16 protein-coding genes and 1 tRNA gene are annotated in these 17,134 nt (G+C 66.6%); 6 read left to right on the top strand and 11 right to left on the bottom strand.

Going from position 1 to position 17,134, the window contains the following annotated elements:
* Positions 1–177 precede the first annotated feature (177 nt).
* The 4 genes from ACIGHN_RS16985 to ACIGHN_RS16970 all read right to left on the bottom strand — a co-directional run bounded on the left by ACIGHN_RS16985 (position 178) and on the right by ACIGHN_RS16970 (position 4,238).
* The gene (locus ACIGHN_RS16985) at positions 178–954 is read right to left on the bottom strand and encodes an ABC transporter ATP-binding protein (RefSeq protein ID WP_396505267.1); all 777 of its coding nucleotides are present in this window, start codon (positions 952–954) and stop codon (positions 178–180) included.
* Entirely contained in the window at positions 944–1,954 is a 1,011-nt protein-coding gene (locus ACIGHN_RS16980; protein ID WP_396505266.1) for a branched-chain amino acid ABC transporter permease, read from the bottom strand. Before ACIGHN_RS16980 ends, ACIGHN_RS16985 begins: the two co-directional genes overlap by 11 nt.
* Positions 1,951–2,814 (bottom strand): branched-chain amino acid ABC transporter permease, encoded by an 864-nt coding sequence (locus ACIGHN_RS16975; protein WP_396505265.1) that lies wholly within the window; start codon positions 2,812–2,814, stop codon positions 1,951–1,953. Before ACIGHN_RS16975 ends, ACIGHN_RS16980 begins: the two co-directional genes overlap by 4 nt.
* 236 nt (positions 2,815–3,050) lie before the next feature.
* On the bottom strand, positions 3,051–4,238 hold the full coding sequence (locus ACIGHN_RS16970) for an ABC transporter substrate-binding protein (protein WP_056165384.1): 1,188 nt from the start codon (positions 4,236–4,238) through the stop codon (positions 3,051–3,053).
* A 290-nt stretch (positions 4,239–4,528) separates the two neighbouring features.
* On the opposite strand from ACIGHN_RS16970, the gene ACIGHN_RS16965 reads away from it, so the two are divergent.
* The 4 genes from ACIGHN_RS16965 to ACIGHN_RS16950 all read left to right on the top strand — a co-directional run bounded on the left by ACIGHN_RS16965 (position 4,529) and on the right by ACIGHN_RS16950 (position 7,492).
* Positions 4,529–5,824, top strand: coding sequence for an HPP family protein (locus ACIGHN_RS16965; RefSeq protein WP_396505264.1), 1,296 nt, complete (start codon positions 4,529–4,531; stop codon positions 5,822–5,824).
* Positions 5,825–6,051: 227 nt separating this feature from the next.
* Positions 6,052–6,303 carry a translation initiation factor IF-1 gene (gene infA / locus ACIGHN_RS16960; RefSeq protein ID WP_056165388.1) on the top strand — a complete coding sequence of 84 codons (252 nt, stop codon included), beginning with the start codon at positions 6,052–6,054 and terminating at the stop codon, positions 6,301–6,303.
* Between the two features lie 89 nt (positions 6,304–6,392).
* Positions 6,393–6,469: transfer RNA gene (locus tag ACIGHN_RS16955), tRNA-Pro, on the top strand.
* 240 nt (positions 6,470–6,709) lie between these two features.
* Entirely contained in the window at positions 6,710–7,492 is a 783-nt protein-coding gene (locus ACIGHN_RS16950; protein ID WP_396505263.1) for a heparan-alpha-glucosaminide N-acetyltransferase, read from the top strand.
* A gap of 327 nt (positions 7,493–7,819) precedes the next feature.
* Here the strand turns inward: ACIGHN_RS16950 and ACIGHN_RS16945 are convergent, their stop codons facing one another.
* The 6 genes from ACIGHN_RS16945 to ACIGHN_RS16920 all read right to left on the bottom strand — a co-directional run bounded on the left by ACIGHN_RS16945 (position 7,820) and on the right by ACIGHN_RS16920 (position 12,545).
* Positions 7,820–8,605, bottom strand: a complete 786-nt coding sequence (locus ACIGHN_RS16945; RefSeq protein ID WP_056419427.1) for a peptidylprolyl isomerase — start codon at positions 8,603–8,605, stop codon at positions 7,820–7,822.
* A 70-nt stretch (positions 8,606–8,675) separates the two neighbouring features.
* Positions 8,676–8,945, bottom strand: coding sequence for a BolA family protein (locus tag ACIGHN_RS16940; protein WP_396505262.1), 270 nt, complete (start codon positions 8,943–8,945; stop codon positions 8,676–8,678).
* 11 nt (positions 8,946–8,956) lie between these two features.
* A complete protein-coding gene (locus ACIGHN_RS16935) occupies positions 8,957–9,496 on the bottom strand; it encodes a septation protein A (protein WP_056419435.1) in 540 nt (179 codons plus the stop codon).
* A gap of 24 nt (positions 9,497–9,520) precedes the next feature.
* Positions 9,521–9,934, bottom strand: coding sequence for a peptide-methionine (R)-S-oxide reductase MsrB (gene msrB / locus ACIGHN_RS16930; protein WP_056419437.1), 414 nt, complete (start codon positions 9,932–9,934; stop codon positions 9,521–9,523).
* Complete coding sequence (locus ACIGHN_RS16925) at positions 9,931–11,412, bottom strand: YdiU family protein (RefSeq protein WP_396505261.1); 1,482 nt, start codon at positions 11,410–11,412, stop codon at positions 9,931–9,933. Before ACIGHN_RS16925 ends, msrB begins: the two co-directional genes overlap by 4 nt.
* A 98-nt stretch (positions 11,413–11,510) precedes the next feature.
* Positions 11,511–12,545 carry an AraC family transcriptional regulator gene (locus ACIGHN_RS16920; protein ID WP_396505260.1) on the bottom strand — a complete coding sequence of 345 codons (1,035 nt, stop codon included), beginning with the start codon at positions 12,543–12,545 and terminating at the stop codon, positions 11,511–11,513.
* Between the two features lie 183 nt (positions 12,546–12,728).
* Between ACIGHN_RS16920 and ACIGHN_RS16915 the strand changes: the two genes are divergently transcribed.
* Entirely contained in the window at positions 12,729–14,435 is a 1,707-nt protein-coding gene (locus ACIGHN_RS16915; protein WP_396505259.1) for a carboxylesterase/lipase family protein, read from the top strand.
* Positions 14,436–14,480: 45 nt separating this feature from the next.
* Here the strand turns inward: ACIGHN_RS16915 and ACIGHN_RS16910 are convergent, their stop codons facing one another.
* The gene (locus ACIGHN_RS16910; RefSeq protein ID WP_396505349.1) at positions 14,481–15,167 is read right to left on the bottom strand and encodes a Crp/Fnr family transcriptional regulator; all 687 of its coding nucleotides are present in this window, start codon (positions 15,165–15,167) and stop codon (positions 14,481–14,483) included.
* A 222-nt stretch (positions 15,168–15,389) separates the two neighbouring features.
* Here ACIGHN_RS16910 and ACIGHN_RS16905 point away from each other — a divergent pair, with 222 nt between their 5' ends.
* On the top strand, positions 15,390–17,033 hold the full coding sequence (locus ACIGHN_RS16905) for a 3-(methylthio)propionyl-CoA ligase (RefSeq protein ID WP_056165407.1): 1,644 nt from the start codon (positions 15,390–15,392) through the stop codon (positions 17,031–17,033).
* The last annotated feature ends 101 nt before the right edge of the window (positions 17,034–17,134 follow it).

The following is a 17,134-nucleotide window of genomic DNA, read 5'->3' as shown; positions in this document are numbered from 1 at the left end:
TCATTGACCCCATTGCGCGGCGCACTACCCGCAGCCCGCCAAACTGGCGCGGCCCATGCGCGGGCAGCCGCGCAAGGGCCGCCCCGCCGCGCTGGCTGCGTCTGCCTGCCCGCATTGCGCAGCAATGCGAGAGCGGGGGGAGGGCGCGAAGCGACTCAGGGGGGTGTTGTTTCAACATCAGTGGTCCTCGCCCAGGTAGGCGGCCTGCACGCCCGCGTCGGCGCGCACCTCGGCGGGTGTGCCGTGGGCGATGACTTCGCCGTTGACCATCACGGTGAGCCGGTCGGCCAGCGCGAACACGGCGTCCATGTCGTGCTCCACCAGCATGATGGCGTGCGCGGGTTTGAGGCGCTGCAGCAGGCCGACCATGCGCTCGGCCTCGGCCACGCCCATGCCGGCCAGCGGTTCGTCGAGCAGCAGCACCTGGGGCTCGGTGGCCAGGGTCATCGCGATCTCTAGCTGGCGCTGCTCGCCGTGGCTCATGGTGCCTGCGATGGCCGTGCGCCGGTCTTTCAGGCCCGACAGCTCCATAGCGCTTTCCAGGCGGGCGTGAAGCGCTCTGTTATTGATAGCGGCGTGGCGCGTGTCCTGCCACCAGCGCAGCGGGTTCCAGGGCTGCTGCGGGTCGCGCGACTGTGCGGCCAGGCGCACGTTCTCGTGCACCGTCAGCGGCATGAAGATGTTGGTCTTCTGGTAGCTGCGCCCCAGGCCCTGGCGCGAGATGCGCTCGGGCGCCCAGCCCGTCACGTCGGTGGTGCCCAACTGCACCTGGCCCGAGGTGGGCGGCAAGTCGCCCGAGAGCAGGTTGGTCAGCGTGGACTTGCCCGCGCCGTTGGGGCCGATGACCGCATGGATGCGGCCCCGCCACAGCTCCACCGACACGCCGTGGACGGCAGCCAGGCCCCCGAAGCGCTTGGTCAGGTTGCGGGCAGACAGCAACACGTCATCGGCCATGGTGCGTGCCCTCCGGTGCATCGGTTTGTGCCTTGGCCCGGCGCCAGTTCAGCATGCCCAGCAGCCCGCGCGGCGCGGCCAGCACCACCAGCACGATGAAGCTGCCCATCAGCAACTGCCAGTGCTTGGTGATGTCCTTGAACACATGCAGCAGGATCTCGAAAGCAAACGCGCCCACGATGGCCCCGGCAAAGTTGCCCATGCCGCCCAGGATGACCATCATGATCGCGTGCGCGCTCATGTGAAAACCCATGAGCTCGGGATTCACATAGCCTGTCTGCGCGCCCCACAGGTAGCCCGCCAGCCCCGCCAGGGCGCCGGCCACGGTGAACGCGGTGAGCTTGTAGCCCCGCGTGCCGAAGCCCATGGCGCGCATGCGGTGCTCGTTGATGCGCACGCCCGCCAGCGCCCGGCCCAGCGGGCTCCACAGCAGGCGGCGCAGCAGCACATAGACAATGACGACCAGCGCGAGCGTGAAGTAGTAGAAGGTCTTGCGGCCTTCCAGGTCGAACGGCAGCCAGCCGAAAATGGACGCATCGGGCCGGAAGTTGATGTACAGGCCGTCCGAGCCGCCCAGGACCTTGTTGTCGAAGAACAGGTAGAACACCATCTGCGCGAACGCCATGGTGACCATGATGAAGTAGATGCCGTGGGTGCGCACCACGAAGAAGCCGATGACGAGGGCCACCAGCCCCGCGCCCGCCACGGCGAGCGGCAGGGTCCACCACAGGCTCACCGGGGCGTCGGCGGGCGTGAGGAAGGCCAGCGCATACCCGGCCACGCCGAAGTACGCCGCATGGCCCAGCGACACCAGCCCGGTCACGCCCTGCAGCAGGTCCAGGCTCATTGCAAAGATGGCCATGATCAGCATGCGTGTGACCATCTGCACGTAGAAGTCGCTGCCGACGAACGGGAACGCCAGCAGCGCCACCAGGCCCATGGCCAGGACGAGCTGCGCGCTGCGGGGCAGCACTTCGATGTTGGAGCGCGGGGTGCTCATTGTTTGAACAAACCTTCAGGTTTCCACAGCAGCACGGCTGCCATCAGCATGTAGACGAGCATCCCCGCCATCGAGGGCAGCAGCACCTTGCCGAACGTATCCACCAGGCCCACCAGCAGCGCCGCGATCAGCGCGCCGCGCACCGACCCGATGCCGCCGATCACCACCACCACAAAGCACATGATCAGCACCGACGAGCCCATGTTGGGGTAGACGCTGGAGATGGGCGCTGCCACCATGCCCGCAACGGCGGCCAGGCCCACGCCGATCGCGAACACGACGGCATGGATGAGCTTGATGTTCACGCCCAGCGACTCCGCCATGTCGCGGTTGAAGGCCCCTGCGCGGATCTTCATGCCCAGCCGGGTCCTGGAGATCAGCAGGTACAGGCCCAGTGCCAGCACGATGCAGACGCCGGAGATGAACAGCCGGTACACCGGGTAGGACAGCGTGTCCGTGAGCGGTATGGACCACTCCAGCATCTTCGGGATGGCCACGCCGTGCACGTCGTCGCCCCACAGGATGGAGCGCAGCTCTTCGAAGATGTAGATGAGGCCAAAGGTCAGCAGCACCTGGTCGAGGTGGTCGCGGTGGTAGAAGTGCCGGAACAGCAGCCACTCCAGCGCCAGGCCGAACACCACTGCCAGCACCGCCCCGCCCAGGATGGCCAGCGTGAGGCTGCCGAAGTAGCCCGACAGCGAATACCCCAGGTAGGCCCCCAGCATGTAGAAGCTGCCATGCGCCAGGTTGACCACGCCCATGATCCCGAAGATCAGCGTCAGGCCGGCGGCCAGCATGAACAGCAGCAGGCCGTACTGCACGCTGTTGAGCAGTTGAATCAGAAAGGTCGCGAAGTCCATGGGCGTGGTGAGGGTGGCGGCGGGTGCAGTGCGGCGGGCGGCTTGCGGGCCTGCGCGGTGGAGTCATCCACGGGTAAGTGTGTCATGGTGCGGTGTGTCCCGCGCAAGGCAGGTAGACGCCCTGGCTCGGCGCCTGCGCGCATGGGCCACGCCGGCGCGCAGGCAGTGCCGTCGTGCACGCAGCGTGCCGAAGAACAAGGGCGGGGCCGCTGCGTCGGGCAGCGTGTCCGCCCACCTCAGCCCATGCGGCAGCCGGCGCCGCTGTCGGCCAGCGCCTTGGCGGCCACGCCGATCACCTTGTTTTCCTTGTTCTCCACGCGGCGCAGGTAGATGTCCTGCACGGGGTTGTGCGACTTGCTCATCGTCCACTTGCCGCGCGGGCTGTCGATGGTGGCGCTTTCCATCGCCTTGATGACCGCGGGCTTGGCAGACAGGTCACCCTTCACGGCATTGGCGCCCTGCACCAGCAGCAGGCCGGTGTCGTAGCCCTGCACGGCATACACGTCGGGCTGGCTGCGGAAGGCCTTGGCGTATTCCAGTCGGAACTGCTTGTTGCGCGGCGTGTCCAGCGAATCGCTGTAGTGCATGGTGGTGATGATGCCGTCGGCCGCGGGGCCCGCCGCATCGAGCACGCCTTCGGTGAGGAAGCCCGAGCCGTACAGCGGGATCTTGTCCTTGAGGCCTGCGGCCGCGTAGTCCTTGATGAACTTGGCCGCGCCGCCGCCCGCGAAGAAGCAGGCCACTGCGTCAGGCTTGAGCGCGGCGATCTCGGTCAGCAGTGCCTGGAATTCCACGTTGGGGAAGGGCAGGCCCAGTTCCTTCACGATGGTGCCGCCGGCGGCGGTGTAGCTTTGCTTGAAGCCCTCGAAGGCTTCGTCGCCGGCTGCGTACTTCCAGGTGATCCACACGGCCTTCTTGTGGCCCTTTTCGACCATGGCCTTGCCCAGCGCCAGCGTGGGCTGCGAGTTGCTGAACGAAGTGCGGAACACGTTGGGTGCGCACAGCGCGCGGGTGGCGGCGTGCACGCCCGCGTTGGGAATCAGGTTGAGCACGCCGGTGTCGCGCGCCACCTTCTGGATGCCCATCTGCACGCCCGAGTGCACGGTGCCGATCAGCACATCCACCTTGTCGCGCTGCACCAGCTTGCTGGCGTTTTCCACGCCCTTGCTGGGCTCGGACTCGTCGTCCACCTTGAACCATTCGATCTCGCGGCCGCCGAGCTTGCCGCCTTGCTGGTCGATGGCCAGGCGCACACCGTTCTCGATGGCCACGCCCAGTTGCGCAAAGGTGCCGGTGTACGGCAGCATGAAGCCGACCCGCACCTTGCCGCTTTGCGCCCGCACGATGGAGGGCAGCAACAGGCCCGTGGATGCGGCGCCCACGAGGGCGGCGCTGCGGCTGATGACGAGTCGGCGGGTGGTCATGGGGCGGGTCTCCTTTGTTTAGGCTTAAAGCAATTTAACCCAAGGCCCTCCTGTAGAAAACTATGGCTTACCCGTACCGATGGCGCAGGTGCGGTTGGTGGGCCGGTGGGCGGTGGTGGAGCGGCGTGCGGCCTGGGGCTGCAGCAGAGCCGCCGCTTGAGCGCTGTCCAGCCCAGCGGAGCACAATGCGGGGCCGTTTTCCATGGCCCCTGCAGGCCTGCGAGGCCCGCAGGGCCTGCGGCCTCCTGTGTCGCGACGAGAGGGTGTCGCTCCCCGTCTTAGACTGTTCCATGTCCTCTTCCGAGTCCCGTTCCGCTTCATCGTCCGCCGCCAAGCCCCAGCCCGCTGCCATCACGTCCCGCGCCCGCATCGGGCGCTGGCTGCGCAACTTTTGGCCGGCGCCACTGGGCATCGACGGGCGCGAGCGGCTGCGCTTCATCGTGGGTGCCGTGATGGGCGTTTTCATCACCGCGCTGCTGAGCCGGTGGTGGGCGCAGGGCGTCGGCATCGCGCACGGGCCCTGGATGATTGCTTCGCTGGGTGCCAGTGCCATCCTGGTCTTCGGCATGCCGTCGAGCCCGCTGGCGCAGCCCTGGCCGGTGCTGGGCGGCAGCACGCTGTCGGCCGTGGTCGGCGGGGTGTGCTCGATGCTGGTGCCCGATCCGGCGCTGGCTGGCGCGCTGGCGGTGGGGCTGGCCGTGGCGCTCATGGTGCCGCTGCGCTGCCTGCACCCGCCGGGCGGCGCCATGGCGCTGTATGTGGTGCTGACGGCGGGCGACGGGGTTCATCTGGCCATGTTCCCGATCCTGTTCAACGTGGTCGTGCTGCTGGTGGCGGGCGTGGTCTACAACAGCCTGACCGGGCGCAGCTATCCGCACCCCCAGCGCACGCCGGTGCGTGCCAGCGTGGCGCCTGGTGCTTTTACTGCAGGCGACGTGGATGCTGCGCTGGCGCACTACAACCAGGTGCTGGACGTGAGCCGCGCGGATCTGGAGGGACTGCTGTACCTCGCCGGGCGGGCAGCGTTCCAGCGCACGCTGGGCGAGGTGCGCTGCGCGGACATCATGTCGAAGCCGCCATTCGCGGTGGAGGCGGGCGTGTCGCTCAAGGATGCCTGGGCCCTGATGCGTGCCCGTCAGATCAAGGCGCTGCCCGTGGTGGACGGGCGGCAACTCGTGACCGGCATCGTCACCGTGGCGGACTTCATGCGGCTGGCCAACCTCGAAGTCCATGAGGGCCTGGGCCGGCGCCTGCGTGCGCTGGTGATGGGGCGCGGCGACCAGCCCGGCACGGTGGGCGAGATCATGTCGCACCCCGTGCAGGTGGCCCGCACGGACCAGCACGCCATGGACCTGGTGCCGCTGTTCTCGCACGGTGGCCACCACCACATTCCCATCGTGGACGCCGGCGAACGCCTTGTGGGCGTGATCACCCAGACGGACCTGGTGCGCACGCTGGCCATCGTGGTGCAGGGGCGCGACGGCCCAGCGGGGCAGGGCGGCCCGTCGGGCAGCGGTGTGCAGCCCGCTGCCGCACGGGCTGCAGCGCCCGTGCCGGGTGCTGCAGCCCCCACCGCCGCGCCATAGGCAAAAACAGGGTTCCGCGGTACAATTGACAGGCTTTGCACAGCGCTTTGCCTGTCCACTGACGCCGTCTCCCCCGGCTTTCTGCCTGATCTGCGCCCCGGGTGCAGCGACTCCCACCGCCCGCAATGCACCGTGTGCCGAGTACAACCGGTCACGCCGTAGCTGCCATGGTGGATGCACAAGTAGTCAGGCGCCGATCACAGAATATTTGTTTGAAGAGATAGAACATGGCCAAAGAAGAACTCATTGAAATGCAAGGCTCCGTCACGGAAGTCCTGCCCGACTCGCGCTTTCGCGTCACGCTGGAAAACGGCCATCAACTGATTGCCTACACCGGCGGCAAGATGCGCAAGCACCACATCCGTATCTTGGCGGGCGACAAGGTGTCGCTGGAAATGTCGCCCTACGACCTGAGCAAGGGCCGGATCACCTTCCGCCACCTGGCAGGCCGCGGCCCGGGCCCTGGCGGCAACCGATAACCCGGTGTTCGCGTGCGGTGTGTTGAAAATTTCAAAAAAACCGCAACGAACCCAAAACAGCTGAAATTCCGATATAGAATACGAGCTGTCGGAGCGTAGCGCAGCCTGGTAGCGCATCTGCTTTGGGAGCAGAGGGTCGCGAGTTCGAATCCCGCCGCTCCGACCAATGTTTGAAGGCCTTGCAGCACATGCTGCAAGGCCTTTTTGCTTTGTGGGCCTGCTTGTCTGTTTCGGGTGACAAGCTCGCTTCGGATCGCATGGAGTGCGGGTGCCGCAGGGCAGAATACCGGTTGCACCGTCGTACCGTTGCACCGCGTCACCATCCACACCGCGCCGCATGCTGTCTGGTGCCTCCAGGGCTGCGTCAGGGCTGTTGATGGCGCCGTGCTGACCCACTCCGAACACGATGACCCCACCTGTGCCTTCGTCTCCCTTTGTCCTTGCGCCGCGGCAACCCCGTTACGACACGGTGGATGCGTTGCGCGGTCTGGCCATGGTGTGGATGACGGTGTTTCACTTCTGCTTCGACCTCAGCCATCTGGGCTTCTGGCCGCAGAACTTCCGCGCCGACCCGTTCTGGACCTCGCAGCGCACGGCCATCGTGAGCCTCTTTCTCTTTTGCGCAGGCCTGGGGCAGGCCATCGCCTTGCACCAGGGGCAGGGGTGGGCGCGCTTCGGGCGGCGCTGGGGGCAGATCGCGGGCTGTGCCTTGCTGGTCACCGTGGGCTCGGTGGTGATGTTTCCGCAGAGCTTCATCTACTTCGGTGTGCTGCACGGCATGGCCGTCATGCTGCTGGTGGCGCGGCTCACGGCGGGCTGGGGCCGTGGGTTGTGGCTGGCGGGCTTGCTGGCGTTGGCGCTGCCGCCGCTGGCCCATCATCTGCTCACGGGCGCCTGGGCCGACGCAGCGCCCTGGTTCAACAGCCGCTGGCTCAACTGGCTGGGCCTGGTGGGGCGCAAGCCATTCACCGAGGACTATGTGCCCGTGCTGCCCTGGCTGGGCGTGATGTGGTGGGGGCTGGCCAGCGGCCAATGGCTGCTGGCCCGGCGCAGTGCCTGGCTGCAGTGGCGGCTACCGAGGGCTCTGCGGCCCTTGGCCTGGCTGGGACGGTGGAGTCTGAGCTACTACATGGTGCACCAGCCGGTGATGATCGGCGTGTTGATGGCGGTGGCCTGGTGGAGGGCCTAGCGGCCTGAGGCCAGGTTCCTGGGCGTGCCGAAAGTCTTGGCGCAGGGGTCGCGGGGCAGGGGCTTGTGGTGTGACGGCTTGGCGCTTTGGAGCGGGCCTGGAATGGACATCGATCGGCCTGGACCGACTCGGAACCGGCACAAACGCGGGAGCCCTGCATGTCGGGATTCTCCGCATGATCCCTGGCTGCACGGGCCGGCCTGGTGCAACGTGATGTGGCCCGACCGCCCATGAAAAACGCGGCCTGGGCCGCGTTTTTTGGGGGCAGGCCCGGTAGGCCGAGCCGCTGGCTTCTGGGTTGCCCAGAAGCGCTGTCGATGGATTAGATTACTCGACCTTGGCCTTGGTGCGCAGGTCTTCCTGGAACTTGGCCAGCTTTTGCTGTTGCAGTTGCTGGGCGACCTGGGGCTTCACTTCTTCCAGCTTGGGCAGTTCGGCCTGGCGCACATCGTCCAGGCGGATGATGTGGTAGCCGAACTGGCTCTTCACGGGGGTCTCGGTCATCTTGCCCTTTTGGAGCTTGACCAGGGCTTCGCTGAACTCACCCACGTAGCTCGATGGGTTGGCCCAATCCAGGTCGCCACCCTTGGCGCCAGAACCTGGGTCCTTGGATTGCTTCTTGGCGATGTCTTCGAACTTGGCGCCCTTCTTGATGGAAGCGATGATCGCCTTGGCGTCCGATTCCTTTTCCACCAGGATGTGGCTGGCCTTGTATTCCTTGCCGCTGTTGGCGGCCGCAAACTTGTCGTACTCGGCCTGGATTTCGGCGTCGGTCACGGGGTTGTTCTTTTGGTAGTCGGCGAACAGTTCGCGGATGAGGATGGTCTGGCGTGCCAGTTCCATTTGCGACTTGTAGTCGGCGGAGCCTTCCAGTCCGCGCTTTTGCGCTTCCTGCATGAAGATTTCGCGGGTGATCACTTCTTCCTTGATCTGGCCTTCGATATCGGGCGTCACAGGGCGGCCCGAGCGTTCCACTTGCTGCCTGAGGGCTTCAACGCGCTCTTTGGGCACGGCCTTGCCGTTGACGATAGCCACGTTCTGGGCAAAGGCTGGCAGGGCCACGGTGCCCAGCACGGCAGCGGCGACGAGGCCGGACAGGAGCTGTTTCTTCATGCGGAATCCAAAAATTGAAAGGTTGTTTTTGTGCCAGCTGAAATCCGGCGCCTGGGTAGCTGGGGCCGGTTCAGAGAACTTCAATGGCGAGGGCGTGGACGCCTTGGTCAATAAATTCTTGCAGCGCATCATACACAAGGCGGTGCTGCGCGACCCGGGGCTTGCCTGTAAACAAAGGTGACGAAATGCGCACCCGAAAATGCGTGCCGAAGCCGGTGCCATTGGCCCCGGAATGCCCGACGTGGGCGGCGCTTTCGTCCAGCACCTCCAGGGCGGTGGGCGTGAGCCGCTGGGCCAGGGCTTGGTGCATCTGTTGCGCTATGGAGATGGACGTGGTCATGTCGGCGTCCCTCAGGCCACAGGCTCGTCGTTCTTGAGGTGCGGGGCGATGTAGATGCCCTGGCCCACCAGAAAGACCAGCGGAAAGGCGTAGCCCCACAGCTTGAAGTCCACCCACGCCTCGGTGCTGAAGTTGAGCACCACGTAGGCGTTGACGGCCGACATGAAGGCGCAGTAGATGATCCAGGCGACGTTCAGGCGCGTCCAGATGGCGTCGGGCAGCGTCAGCTGGCCGCCCAGCAGCATCTTGAGGAAGTTCTTCTTCAGGATCCACAAGGCCACGGCCAAAGCGATCGACATGGCGCCGTAGAGCACCGTGGGTTTCCACTTGATGAAGCGGTCGTCCTGCAGCACCAGCGTGAGCGTGCCGAACAGCAGGATCAGCACCAGCGTCACCTTGTGCATGGTCTGCAGCCGGCGTTCCATCGCGTAGATCAGGCCCATCTGCACCACGGTGGCGGCCATCAGCACGGCGGTGCCCACGTAGATGCCGTAGAACTTGTAGGCCCCGAAGAACAGCAGGATGGGGAAGAAGTCGATCAGAATTTTCATGAAGTCAGGCGAGAGTCTCGGCGGTCAGCCCTTGTCGGTTTCGAAGTCCAGCGACGCCGAGTTCATGCAGTAGCGCAGGCCGGTCGGCGCAGGGCCGTCTTCGAACACGTGGCCCAGGTGGGCCCCGCATTGTGCACACACCGTCTCGGTGCGCACCATGCCGTGGCTGCGGTCCACGATTTCCTTGATGGCGCCTGGCACGGCTTCGGAGAAGCTCGGCCAGCCGCAGCCCGCGTCGAACTTGGTCACCGAGTCGAACAATTTGGCACCGCAGCAAATGCAGTGGTAGCTGCCATCAGCCCAGTGGGCTTCGTACTTGCCGGTGAATGGGCGCTCGGTGGCCGCATGGCGGGTGACCTGGAAGGCCACGGGTTCTGCGCCCTTGTCGCGCAGCACGGCTTGCCATTCGGCGTCGGTTTTTTGTACGGGGTGGGTCATGATGAACAGCTGATCTCGATGGAAGACGCCCAGTCGGGCGGAAAGGCTGCGTAGGCGTCGTGCCCGGGGTGCTCGTCGAAGGGGCGCTCCAGCAGCCGCTGAAGGGTTTGGACTTCGCTGAAGTCGCCAAGTTTCGCAGCGCGGATGGCTTGTTCGCCCAAATGGTTGCGCAGCACGAATTTGGGGTTGGTCTTGAGCATCAAATCGGCTGCTACCGCTTGATCAGAAAGCGCAAGTAGCTCTGAATATGATAGCAACCATGCGTCGAACGCCTCGCGGTCGGCAAAGAGGTCGCGCACGGGCTCGAAATCGCCGTTGCCCACCGCGTGCGAGAGGCGGCGCCAGAAGATGGGGTAATCCACACCATTCTTGGCCAACAGCTGCAGGATGCCGTCAATGAGTGCGCCATCCTGCTCGCTCGCCTTTAGCAGGCCCAGCTTGGCGCGCATCAGGCCCATGAATTCTTCGGGGAACACCGTCTTGTACGACTCCAGCGCCTGCTTGGCCAGCTCTTCGTCGCCGATGAGCGGCAGCAGGGCCTGGGCCAGGCAGAACATGTTCCAGTACGCCACGTTGGGCTGGCGGTTGTAGGCGTAGCGGCCTTGCGTGTCGCTGTGGTTGCACACATGGCCGGGCACGAACGCGTCCAGAAACTGAAACGGCCCGTAGTCGATGGTCAGGCCCAGGATGCTCATGTTGTCGGTGTTCATCACGCCATGACAAAACCCCACGGCCTGCCACTGCGCCATCAGGCGCGCAGTGCGCTCGCTCACGGCCTGCAGCAGTGCCGCGTAGGCATTGCCGCCGAACTCGGTGGTGGTGCGGCATGCAGGGTAGTAGCGGTCGATGACGTAGTCGGCCAGCGCCAGCAGTTGGGGCTCGAGCCCGTTGGCGGCAAAGTGCTCGAAGTGGCCGAAGCGCACGAAGCTGGGTGCCACGCGGGTGACCACCGCGGCGGTCTCGACCTCTTCGCGCCGCACGGGGCCGGGCGACCCGGTGATGCACAGCGCGCGCGATGTTGGCACGCCCAGGCCGTGCATGGCCTCGCTGCACAGAAACTCGCGAATGCTGGACCGCAGCACGGCGCGGCCGTCGCCCCCCCGCGAATAGGGCGTGCGGCCGGCGCCCTTGAGCTGCACCTCGTAGCCGCTGGCCGTCTCGCCCAGCAAGATGGCGCGGCCGTCGCCCAACTGGCCGGCCCAGACGCCGAACTGGTGGCCGCTGTACACGCTGGCCAGGGGGCGCGAGCCCGCCAGCAGCATGTTGCCGGTGAACGCCTGCAGTGCCTCGTCGGATTGGAGGTGGGCCGCGTCCAGGCCGATCAGCTGGGCGACCGCGGCGCTGGTGCTGACCCAGTGGGGCGCGGGCAGCGGAGTAGGGCGCAGCTCGGTATAAAAATCCGGGCCCAGGGCGGCAAAACCATGGTTCCAGGCCAGGCCGATGTCGGCAAGGGTTTCGCTGTCGGCGCGCTGATTCATCGTCCGATTGTCTCGCACCGCCGATGCCCCCGAGCCGACAGGGCCATGGGCCACAATACGCAGGCCCCTAGCTTGCTCTGCCTTGGCCATCCCCCTTGTCAGGACGCTGCTTCGGGCTCCGGGTGCAGCACCTGCGCGCGGTACTGGCCGGGCGGCATGCCGAACCAGCGCTTGCAAGCCCGAAACAGGTTGCTCTGGTCCGCAAAGCCCAGCAGGTCGGAGATCTCGCCCAGGGTGCGCCGCGCATCGCTCAGGTGCTGGCGCGCCAGCTCGCAGCGTGTGTCGTCCAGCAGCTGCTGGTAGCTCACGGATTCGGCCTGCAGACGCCGCTGCAGGGTGCGGTCGGTCAGGTGCAGTCGCGCAGCGATGTCTTCGCGCCGCGGCTCGCCCAGGTGCAGCACGCGCGCGATTTCGGTGCGCACCCGGGTGCTGGCCAGCGTCTGGCCGAGCTGGTCCAGCTCGGACTCCACCATGCGCTCGTGCAGCGCCCACAGGCTGGGGTTGTGCGTGGGGATGGGCGCCAGCAGGTCGGCGTCTGCCAGCAGGAACCGGTTGGCCGGCTGCCCGAACCGTGGCATCACCCCGAAGGCCACGCGGTAACGGGCGTCGTCCTGCGGTGGCGGGGTGGTCAGCTCCACGGCCTGCGGCACCAGGTCGCGCCGGGTCAGCCAGCCGCACAGCATGAACAAGGTCAGCACCGCGAACTCGATGCGCTGGCGCGGGATGGGCCGGGTGGCGCCTATGTGGCTGATCGCCAGCCAGTAGCCCTGGCCGCGCGGGTCGCGCTGCATCTCGAAGGTGGTGGCGTCCGATATCAGCGCCATCTGCCGCTGCAGGTGCTCAAACCCCACCATCAGGTTGGGCCCGGAGGCCAGCGCATAGCCCACCAGGTCCACATTGCCGTAGCGCGCCGCCAGGTCCCGCTCCAGGCCCAGGCCGGGCTGGCCGTACCGCGCCGCGGCGGCCTCCCACAGGCGGCTTACGCGGTCCACATCCACGCGGGTCTGCTGTTGCTGCAGGGCGGGCAGGTCGATGCCCGCTTCGCTGCACAGGTCTGCGGCGGGCAGGCCTTCGGCCGCAAACATGTCCGCGATGCCACGCACCCACGCGGCGGAGCTGGTGCGCGGTGTCATGGCCGTGCTGCCGAGTCAGGGTTAACGCGAGGGTGGTGTTCTGAAGTCACTGTTTTGGCGCGGTTGCGATAGTGGGCCGATGGCGATGCATTCACACAATCGTCGCTGAGGTTTGGCCCTGCCGCAAGTGTGACGCTTCAGAGAGGCCCGACCCATTCCTGAAAACCCCCAAGGAGACAAGACATGGCTGATTTTCAACGCCGCGTGCGCTTAGGCGCCGCCATGCTGGCAGCATTGATGGGTACGGCATGCGGCGGCTCCAGCGGCACGCCGCCCGAGCTGCGCGAGACCCGCTACGGCGCGGTGCGCGGCACGGACGACAGCGCCACCACCGGCACCTACGCCTGGAAGGGCTTGCCGTTTGCCAAGCCCCCGGTGGGCGACCTGCGCTGGCAACCACCCGCAGAGCCCGCAGCCTGGACGGGCGAGCGCGACGCCACGCGCTTTGGCAACGCCTGCCTGCAGATGGGGCGCCTGTACGGCCCTGGCGCCAACAACCGCTTTGACGACACCATCGGCCAGACCCTGGGCACCCCCGTGGGCAACGAAGACTGCCTGACCCTGAACATCTGGCGCCCGGCCAACGGAGACAACAACCTGCCCGTGCTGCTGTTCCTGCACGGCGGCAGCGGCATCTCGGGCTACACGGCCGACCCGGTGTACGACGGTGCGGCGCTGGCCCGCAAGGCCAATGCGGTGGTTGTCACGGCCAACTACCGGCTCGATGTGATGGGCTTCTTTCAGCTGCCCGCGCTGCACACCGGCAGCCAGGCGTACAGCGGCAACTACGCGCTGCTGGACAACATCCAGGCGCTGCGCTTCATCCAGGACAACATCGGCCGCTTTGGCGGCAACGCGGGCAACGTCACGCTGATGGGTCAGTCGGCGGGTGCCACCAATGTGCTGGCCCTGCTGACGGCACCGCCGGCTGCTGGCTTGTTCCACAAGGCCCTGCCGGTCAGCGCCGGCATATCGCTGCCCACCAACTTGCCCGCGGGCACCATCCCCACGCTCAACCCGGCCAGCAAATACGCGGCGCAGGCGGGCACATTGCTGGCGGCCCTGGCAGTGGCCGACCGGCTGGCGCCCGACGCCGCCGCGGCAGCCGCGCTGGTGGCCGGCTGGACGCCCGCGCAAACCGCCAGCTACCTGCGCGGCAAGGACGGCCGCGTGCTGCTGCAGACCGTGCTCAAAAGCGGCCTCACGGGCTCGGGGCCCATCCCGGATGGCGTGGTGATTCCGGTCGACCCGATCGCGGCCATCGGGGCGGGGCGCTACCACAAGGTGCCGGTGCTGTCGGGCTACACGCTGGACGAGGCCAAGCTCTTCGCGCCCTTCCTCGCGCTGCTGGGCGGCAAGCCCGGCATGAAGATCAGCGACGCCGAACGTTTTGCGATGACGCAAAGCTTCAACCCCGACGCGCCCACCACGCTCACGGCGGCCGACGTCATCGACGCGTCGTACCTGCCCGTCACCGCGCCGGTCACCGGCTACAACGCCCGCATGAAGCTGCTGGGCGCCGCCTTCATCGACCCGAGCCGCGACAACCTGCTCAACACGCTGCGTACCCAGCAGGCCAACGTGTGGAGCTACCAGTTCAACTGGGCCCAGCAGCCTGCGCCCTGGAACGATGTGTACGGCGCAGCCCACGGCTTCGATCTGCCGTTTGTGTTCGGCAACTTCGGCCCATCGTTGCTTGCCAAGGCCGCCAACAGCACCGCCAACCAGCCGGGCCGCCTGGCCCTGTCGGGCGTGATGATGGACAGCGTGCGCGCCTTCGTGCACACCGGCAACCCCAACCACGCCGGCCTGGGGCAGGAGTGGCAGGCCTGGCCGCGCAGGTTCATCTTCGACGCGGACCAGAAGGCTGCGCGCCTGAGCGTTCAATAAGCGTGTTCAGTCAGCTTGCCCGGTGATGCCCAAGCCCATGTTCGTTCAGGATGCCACGGTGGCGGCAAGGTATGCACTCAGTGCGTCGTCATCCACGATGGCCACCTTGCCGAAGTCCAGCGACACGATGCCCAGCCCTTCCAGCGTTTGCAGCACCCGGTTCACCGTCTGGCGCGACAGGCCCACCAACTGGCCCAGCTCGTCCTGCGTGAGGTTGAGACGGCGCGTGCTGCGCCAGAACAGCCGGCTCAGGTACAGCGCCACGCGGTGCTCGGTGGACTGCGTGCGGCCCGCCTCGATGATGGTCATGGCCTGGCCCAGGCGCATGTTCAGGTGCAGCACCAGGAACTGGTTGAAGCCCAGGTGCGCTTCGCGCAGCGCGTTGAACAGCGGCAGCGGCAGGCACAGCAAGGTGGTGGGGCGCAGTGCAACCACGTTGTATTTGCGCGGCTCGGGTTTCATGGCCGAGCCTTCGCCGAACCACTCGCCGTCGGGCACGCCGATGAACGCCGACGAGCGGCCCTTGCTGGCCGGGCTTTGCAGCATCACCAGGCCCGACAGCACGGCGTACCAGCCCTGCACGGCGCTGCCGGCGGGCATCATCACCGCGCCCTTGTCGCCCTGGATGGAGAACACCTCGGCCCGCAGCCGCTCCTGCAGGGCTGCGGGCACGCTGGCGAACCAGGGCTGGGCTTCGATGAAACGCTGGGCGGTGGGCGCAAAGCAGAGCATGCGCCGCATTGTCCCGGGTTCAGGAGTCATGCAGGGTATTCCCTGTGCGTTTGTCAACGGGGCGACAGGTGTTGGCAAGCCCGCGCCTGCGGCGCACACTGCCCTTGCCCCGATGGAATGCGCGCCGCGGGCTGCGGGTTTTCACCACCAGCGTGACACGTCCGAAGGCCTGCACCGCGCTACGATGATCTTTCCATTCACCACCACATCCAAGGAGCCCCCATGCTGGGTCTGATGCAGAGCCAACCGCTCTTGATTTCGTCGCTGATCGAGTTCGCCGAGCGCCACCATGGCGACGCTGAAATCGTCTCGCGCCGGGTCGAGGGCGACATCCACCGCTACACGTACCGAGACCTCGGGGCGCGTGCGCGCCGCCTGGCCCATGCGCTGGATGCCCTGAAGCTGCAGTTCAGCGACCGCGTGGCCACGCTGGCCTGGAACGGCTACCGGCACATGGAGATGTACTTCGGCGTCTCCGGCTCGGGCCGCGTGCTGCACACCGTCAACCCGCGCCTGCACCCCGACCAGATCGCCTGGATCGTCAACCACGCCGAAGACCAGGTGCTGTGCTTTGACCTGACCTTCCTGCCCCTGGTGCAGGCCGTGCACGCCAAGTGCCCCACGGTGAAGAAGTGGGTAGCGCTGTGCGATGCGGACAAGCTGCCGGCAGACTCCGGCGTGCCGGGACTGGCCAGCTACGAAGAGTGGATCGGCGCCTATGCGCCCGACTACGCCTGGCCCGAGTTCGACGAGAACTCCGCGTCCAGCATGTGCTACACGAGCGGCACCACGGGCAACCCCAAGGCCGCGCTGTACAGCCACCGCTCCACCACGCTGCACGCCTACGCCGCGGCGCTGCCCGACGTGATGTGCCTGTCGGCTCGCGACTCGGTGCTGCCGGTGGTGCCCATGTTCCACGTCAACGCCTGGGGCATTCCGTACTCGGCCGCGCTCACGGGCTGCAAGCTGGTGTTCCCGGGCCCGGCCATGGACGGCAAGTCCATCTACGAACTCATCGAAGCCGAGAAGGTGACCTACGCCGCGGGCGTGCCCACCGTGTGGCAGATGATGCTCGGCCACATGAAGCCCGCGGGCCTCAAGTTCTCCACGCTGCGCCGCACCGTCATCGGCGGCTCGGCCTGCCCGCCCGCCATGATCCATGCGTTCAAGGAAGACTACGGCGTCGAGGTGCTGCACGCCTGGGGCATGACCGAGATGAGCCCGCTGGGCACGCTGTGCACCCTGAAGAACAAGCACCTGGCGCTCTCCAAGGACGAGCAGATGAAGGTCCTGCAAAAGCAGGGCCGCGCGATCTACGGTGTGGACATGAAGATCGTGGGCGGCGACGGGGCGGAACTGCCGTGGGACGGCAAGACCTACGGCGACCTGCTGGTCAAGGGCCCGTGGATCGTGGATAGCTACTTCAAGGGCGAGGGCGGCAACCCGCTCGTCAAGGACGCGCAGGGCCGCGGCTGGTTCCCCACGGGCGACGTGGCCACCATCGACGCCGACGGCTTCATGCAGATCACCGACCGCAGCAAGGACGTGATCAAGTCCGGCGGCGAGTGGATCAGCTCCATCGACATCGAGAACATCGCGATGGCGCACCCTTCAATTGCCATGGCTGCCTGCGTGGGCATGCCGCACCCCAAGTGGGACGAGCGCCCCATCGTCGCGGTGGTCAAGCGGCCCGGCACCGAGGTCACCCGCGAAGAGCTGCTCGCCTTCTACGAAGGCAAGACCGCCAAGTGGCAGATCCCCGATGACGTCGTGTTCGTCGATGCCATTCCGCTGGGCGCCACCGGCAAGATGCTCAAGACCCGATTGCGCGAGCAATTGAAGGATTACAAGCTTCCGGGCCTGTGATGAAGACTGGCCCCGCGCTCGGGGGAGCGCGGGGCCAGTCGCGTGTGCGACGCTGGTAGGGGCAATCCCTGAGCATCGCTTTGTTGCAACGCGGTACGCTG

The sequence above is a fragment of the Acidovorax sp. NPDC077693 genome, from assembly GCF_044542805.1.
Classification (GTDB): domain Bacteria; phylum Pseudomonadota; class Gammaproteobacteria; order Burkholderiales; family Burkholderiaceae_C; genus Acidovorax.
This window is presented reverse-complemented; position numbering and strand designations above follow the sequence as displayed.

Coding starts and splice junctions, on each gene's coding strand:
- ACIGHN_RS16985 (WP_396505267.1), bottom strand. CDS start 954: ATGGCCGATGACGTGTTGCTGTCTGCCCGCAACCTGACCAAGCGCTTC.
- ACIGHN_RS16980 (WP_396505266.1), bottom strand. CDS start 1,954: ATGAGCACCCCGCGCTCCAACATCGAAGTGCTGCCCCGCAGCGCGCAG.
- ACIGHN_RS16975 (WP_396505265.1), bottom strand. CDS start 2,814: ATGGACTTCGCGACCTTTCTGATTCAACTGCTCAACAGCGTGCAGTAC.
- ACIGHN_RS16970 (WP_056165384.1), bottom strand. CDS start 4,238: ATGACCACCCGCCGACTCGTCATCAGCCGCAGCGCCGCCCTCGTGGGC.
- ACIGHN_RS16965 (WP_396505264.1), top strand. CDS start 4,529: ATGTCCTCTTCCGAGTCCCGTTCCGCTTCATCGTCCGCCGCCAAGCCC.
- infA (WP_056165388.1), top strand. CDS start 6,052: ATGGCCAAAGAAGAACTCATTGAAATGCAAGGCTCCGTCACGGAAGTC.
- ACIGHN_RS16950 (WP_396505263.1), top strand. CDS start 6,710: ATGACCCCACCTGTGCCTTCGTCTCCCTTTGTCCTTGCGCCGCGGCAA.
- ACIGHN_RS16945 (WP_056419427.1), bottom strand. CDS start 8,605: ATGAAGAAACAGCTCCTGTCCGGCCTCGTCGCCGCTGCCGTGCTGGGC.
- ACIGHN_RS16940 (WP_396505262.1), bottom strand. CDS start 8,945: ATGACCACGTCCATCTCCATAGCGCAACAGATGCACCAAGCCCTGGCC.
- ACIGHN_RS16935 (WP_056419435.1), bottom strand. CDS start 9,496: ATGAAAATTCTGATCGACTTCTTCCCCATCCTGCTGTTCTTCGGGGCC.
- msrB (WP_056419437.1), bottom strand. CDS start 9,934: ATGACCCACCCCGTACAAAAAACCGACGCCGAATGGCAAGCCGTGCTG.
- ACIGHN_RS16925 (WP_396505261.1), bottom strand. CDS start 11,412: ATGAATCAGCGCGCCGACAGCGAAACCCTTGCCGACATCGGCCTGGCC.
- ACIGHN_RS16920 (WP_396505260.1), bottom strand. CDS start 12,545: ATGACACCGCGCACCAGCTCCGCCGCGTGGGTGCGTGGCATCGCGGAC.
- ACIGHN_RS16915 (WP_396505259.1), top strand. CDS start 12,729: ATGGCTGATTTTCAACGCCGCGTGCGCTTAGGCGCCGCCATGCTGGCA.
- ACIGHN_RS16910 (WP_396505349.1), bottom strand. CDS start 15,167: ATGCTCTGCTTTGCGCCCACCGCCCAGCGTTTCATCGAAGCCCAGCCC.
- ACIGHN_RS16905 (WP_056165407.1), top strand. CDS start 15,390: ATGCTGGGTCTGATGCAGAGCCAACCGCTCTTGATTTCGTCGCTGATC.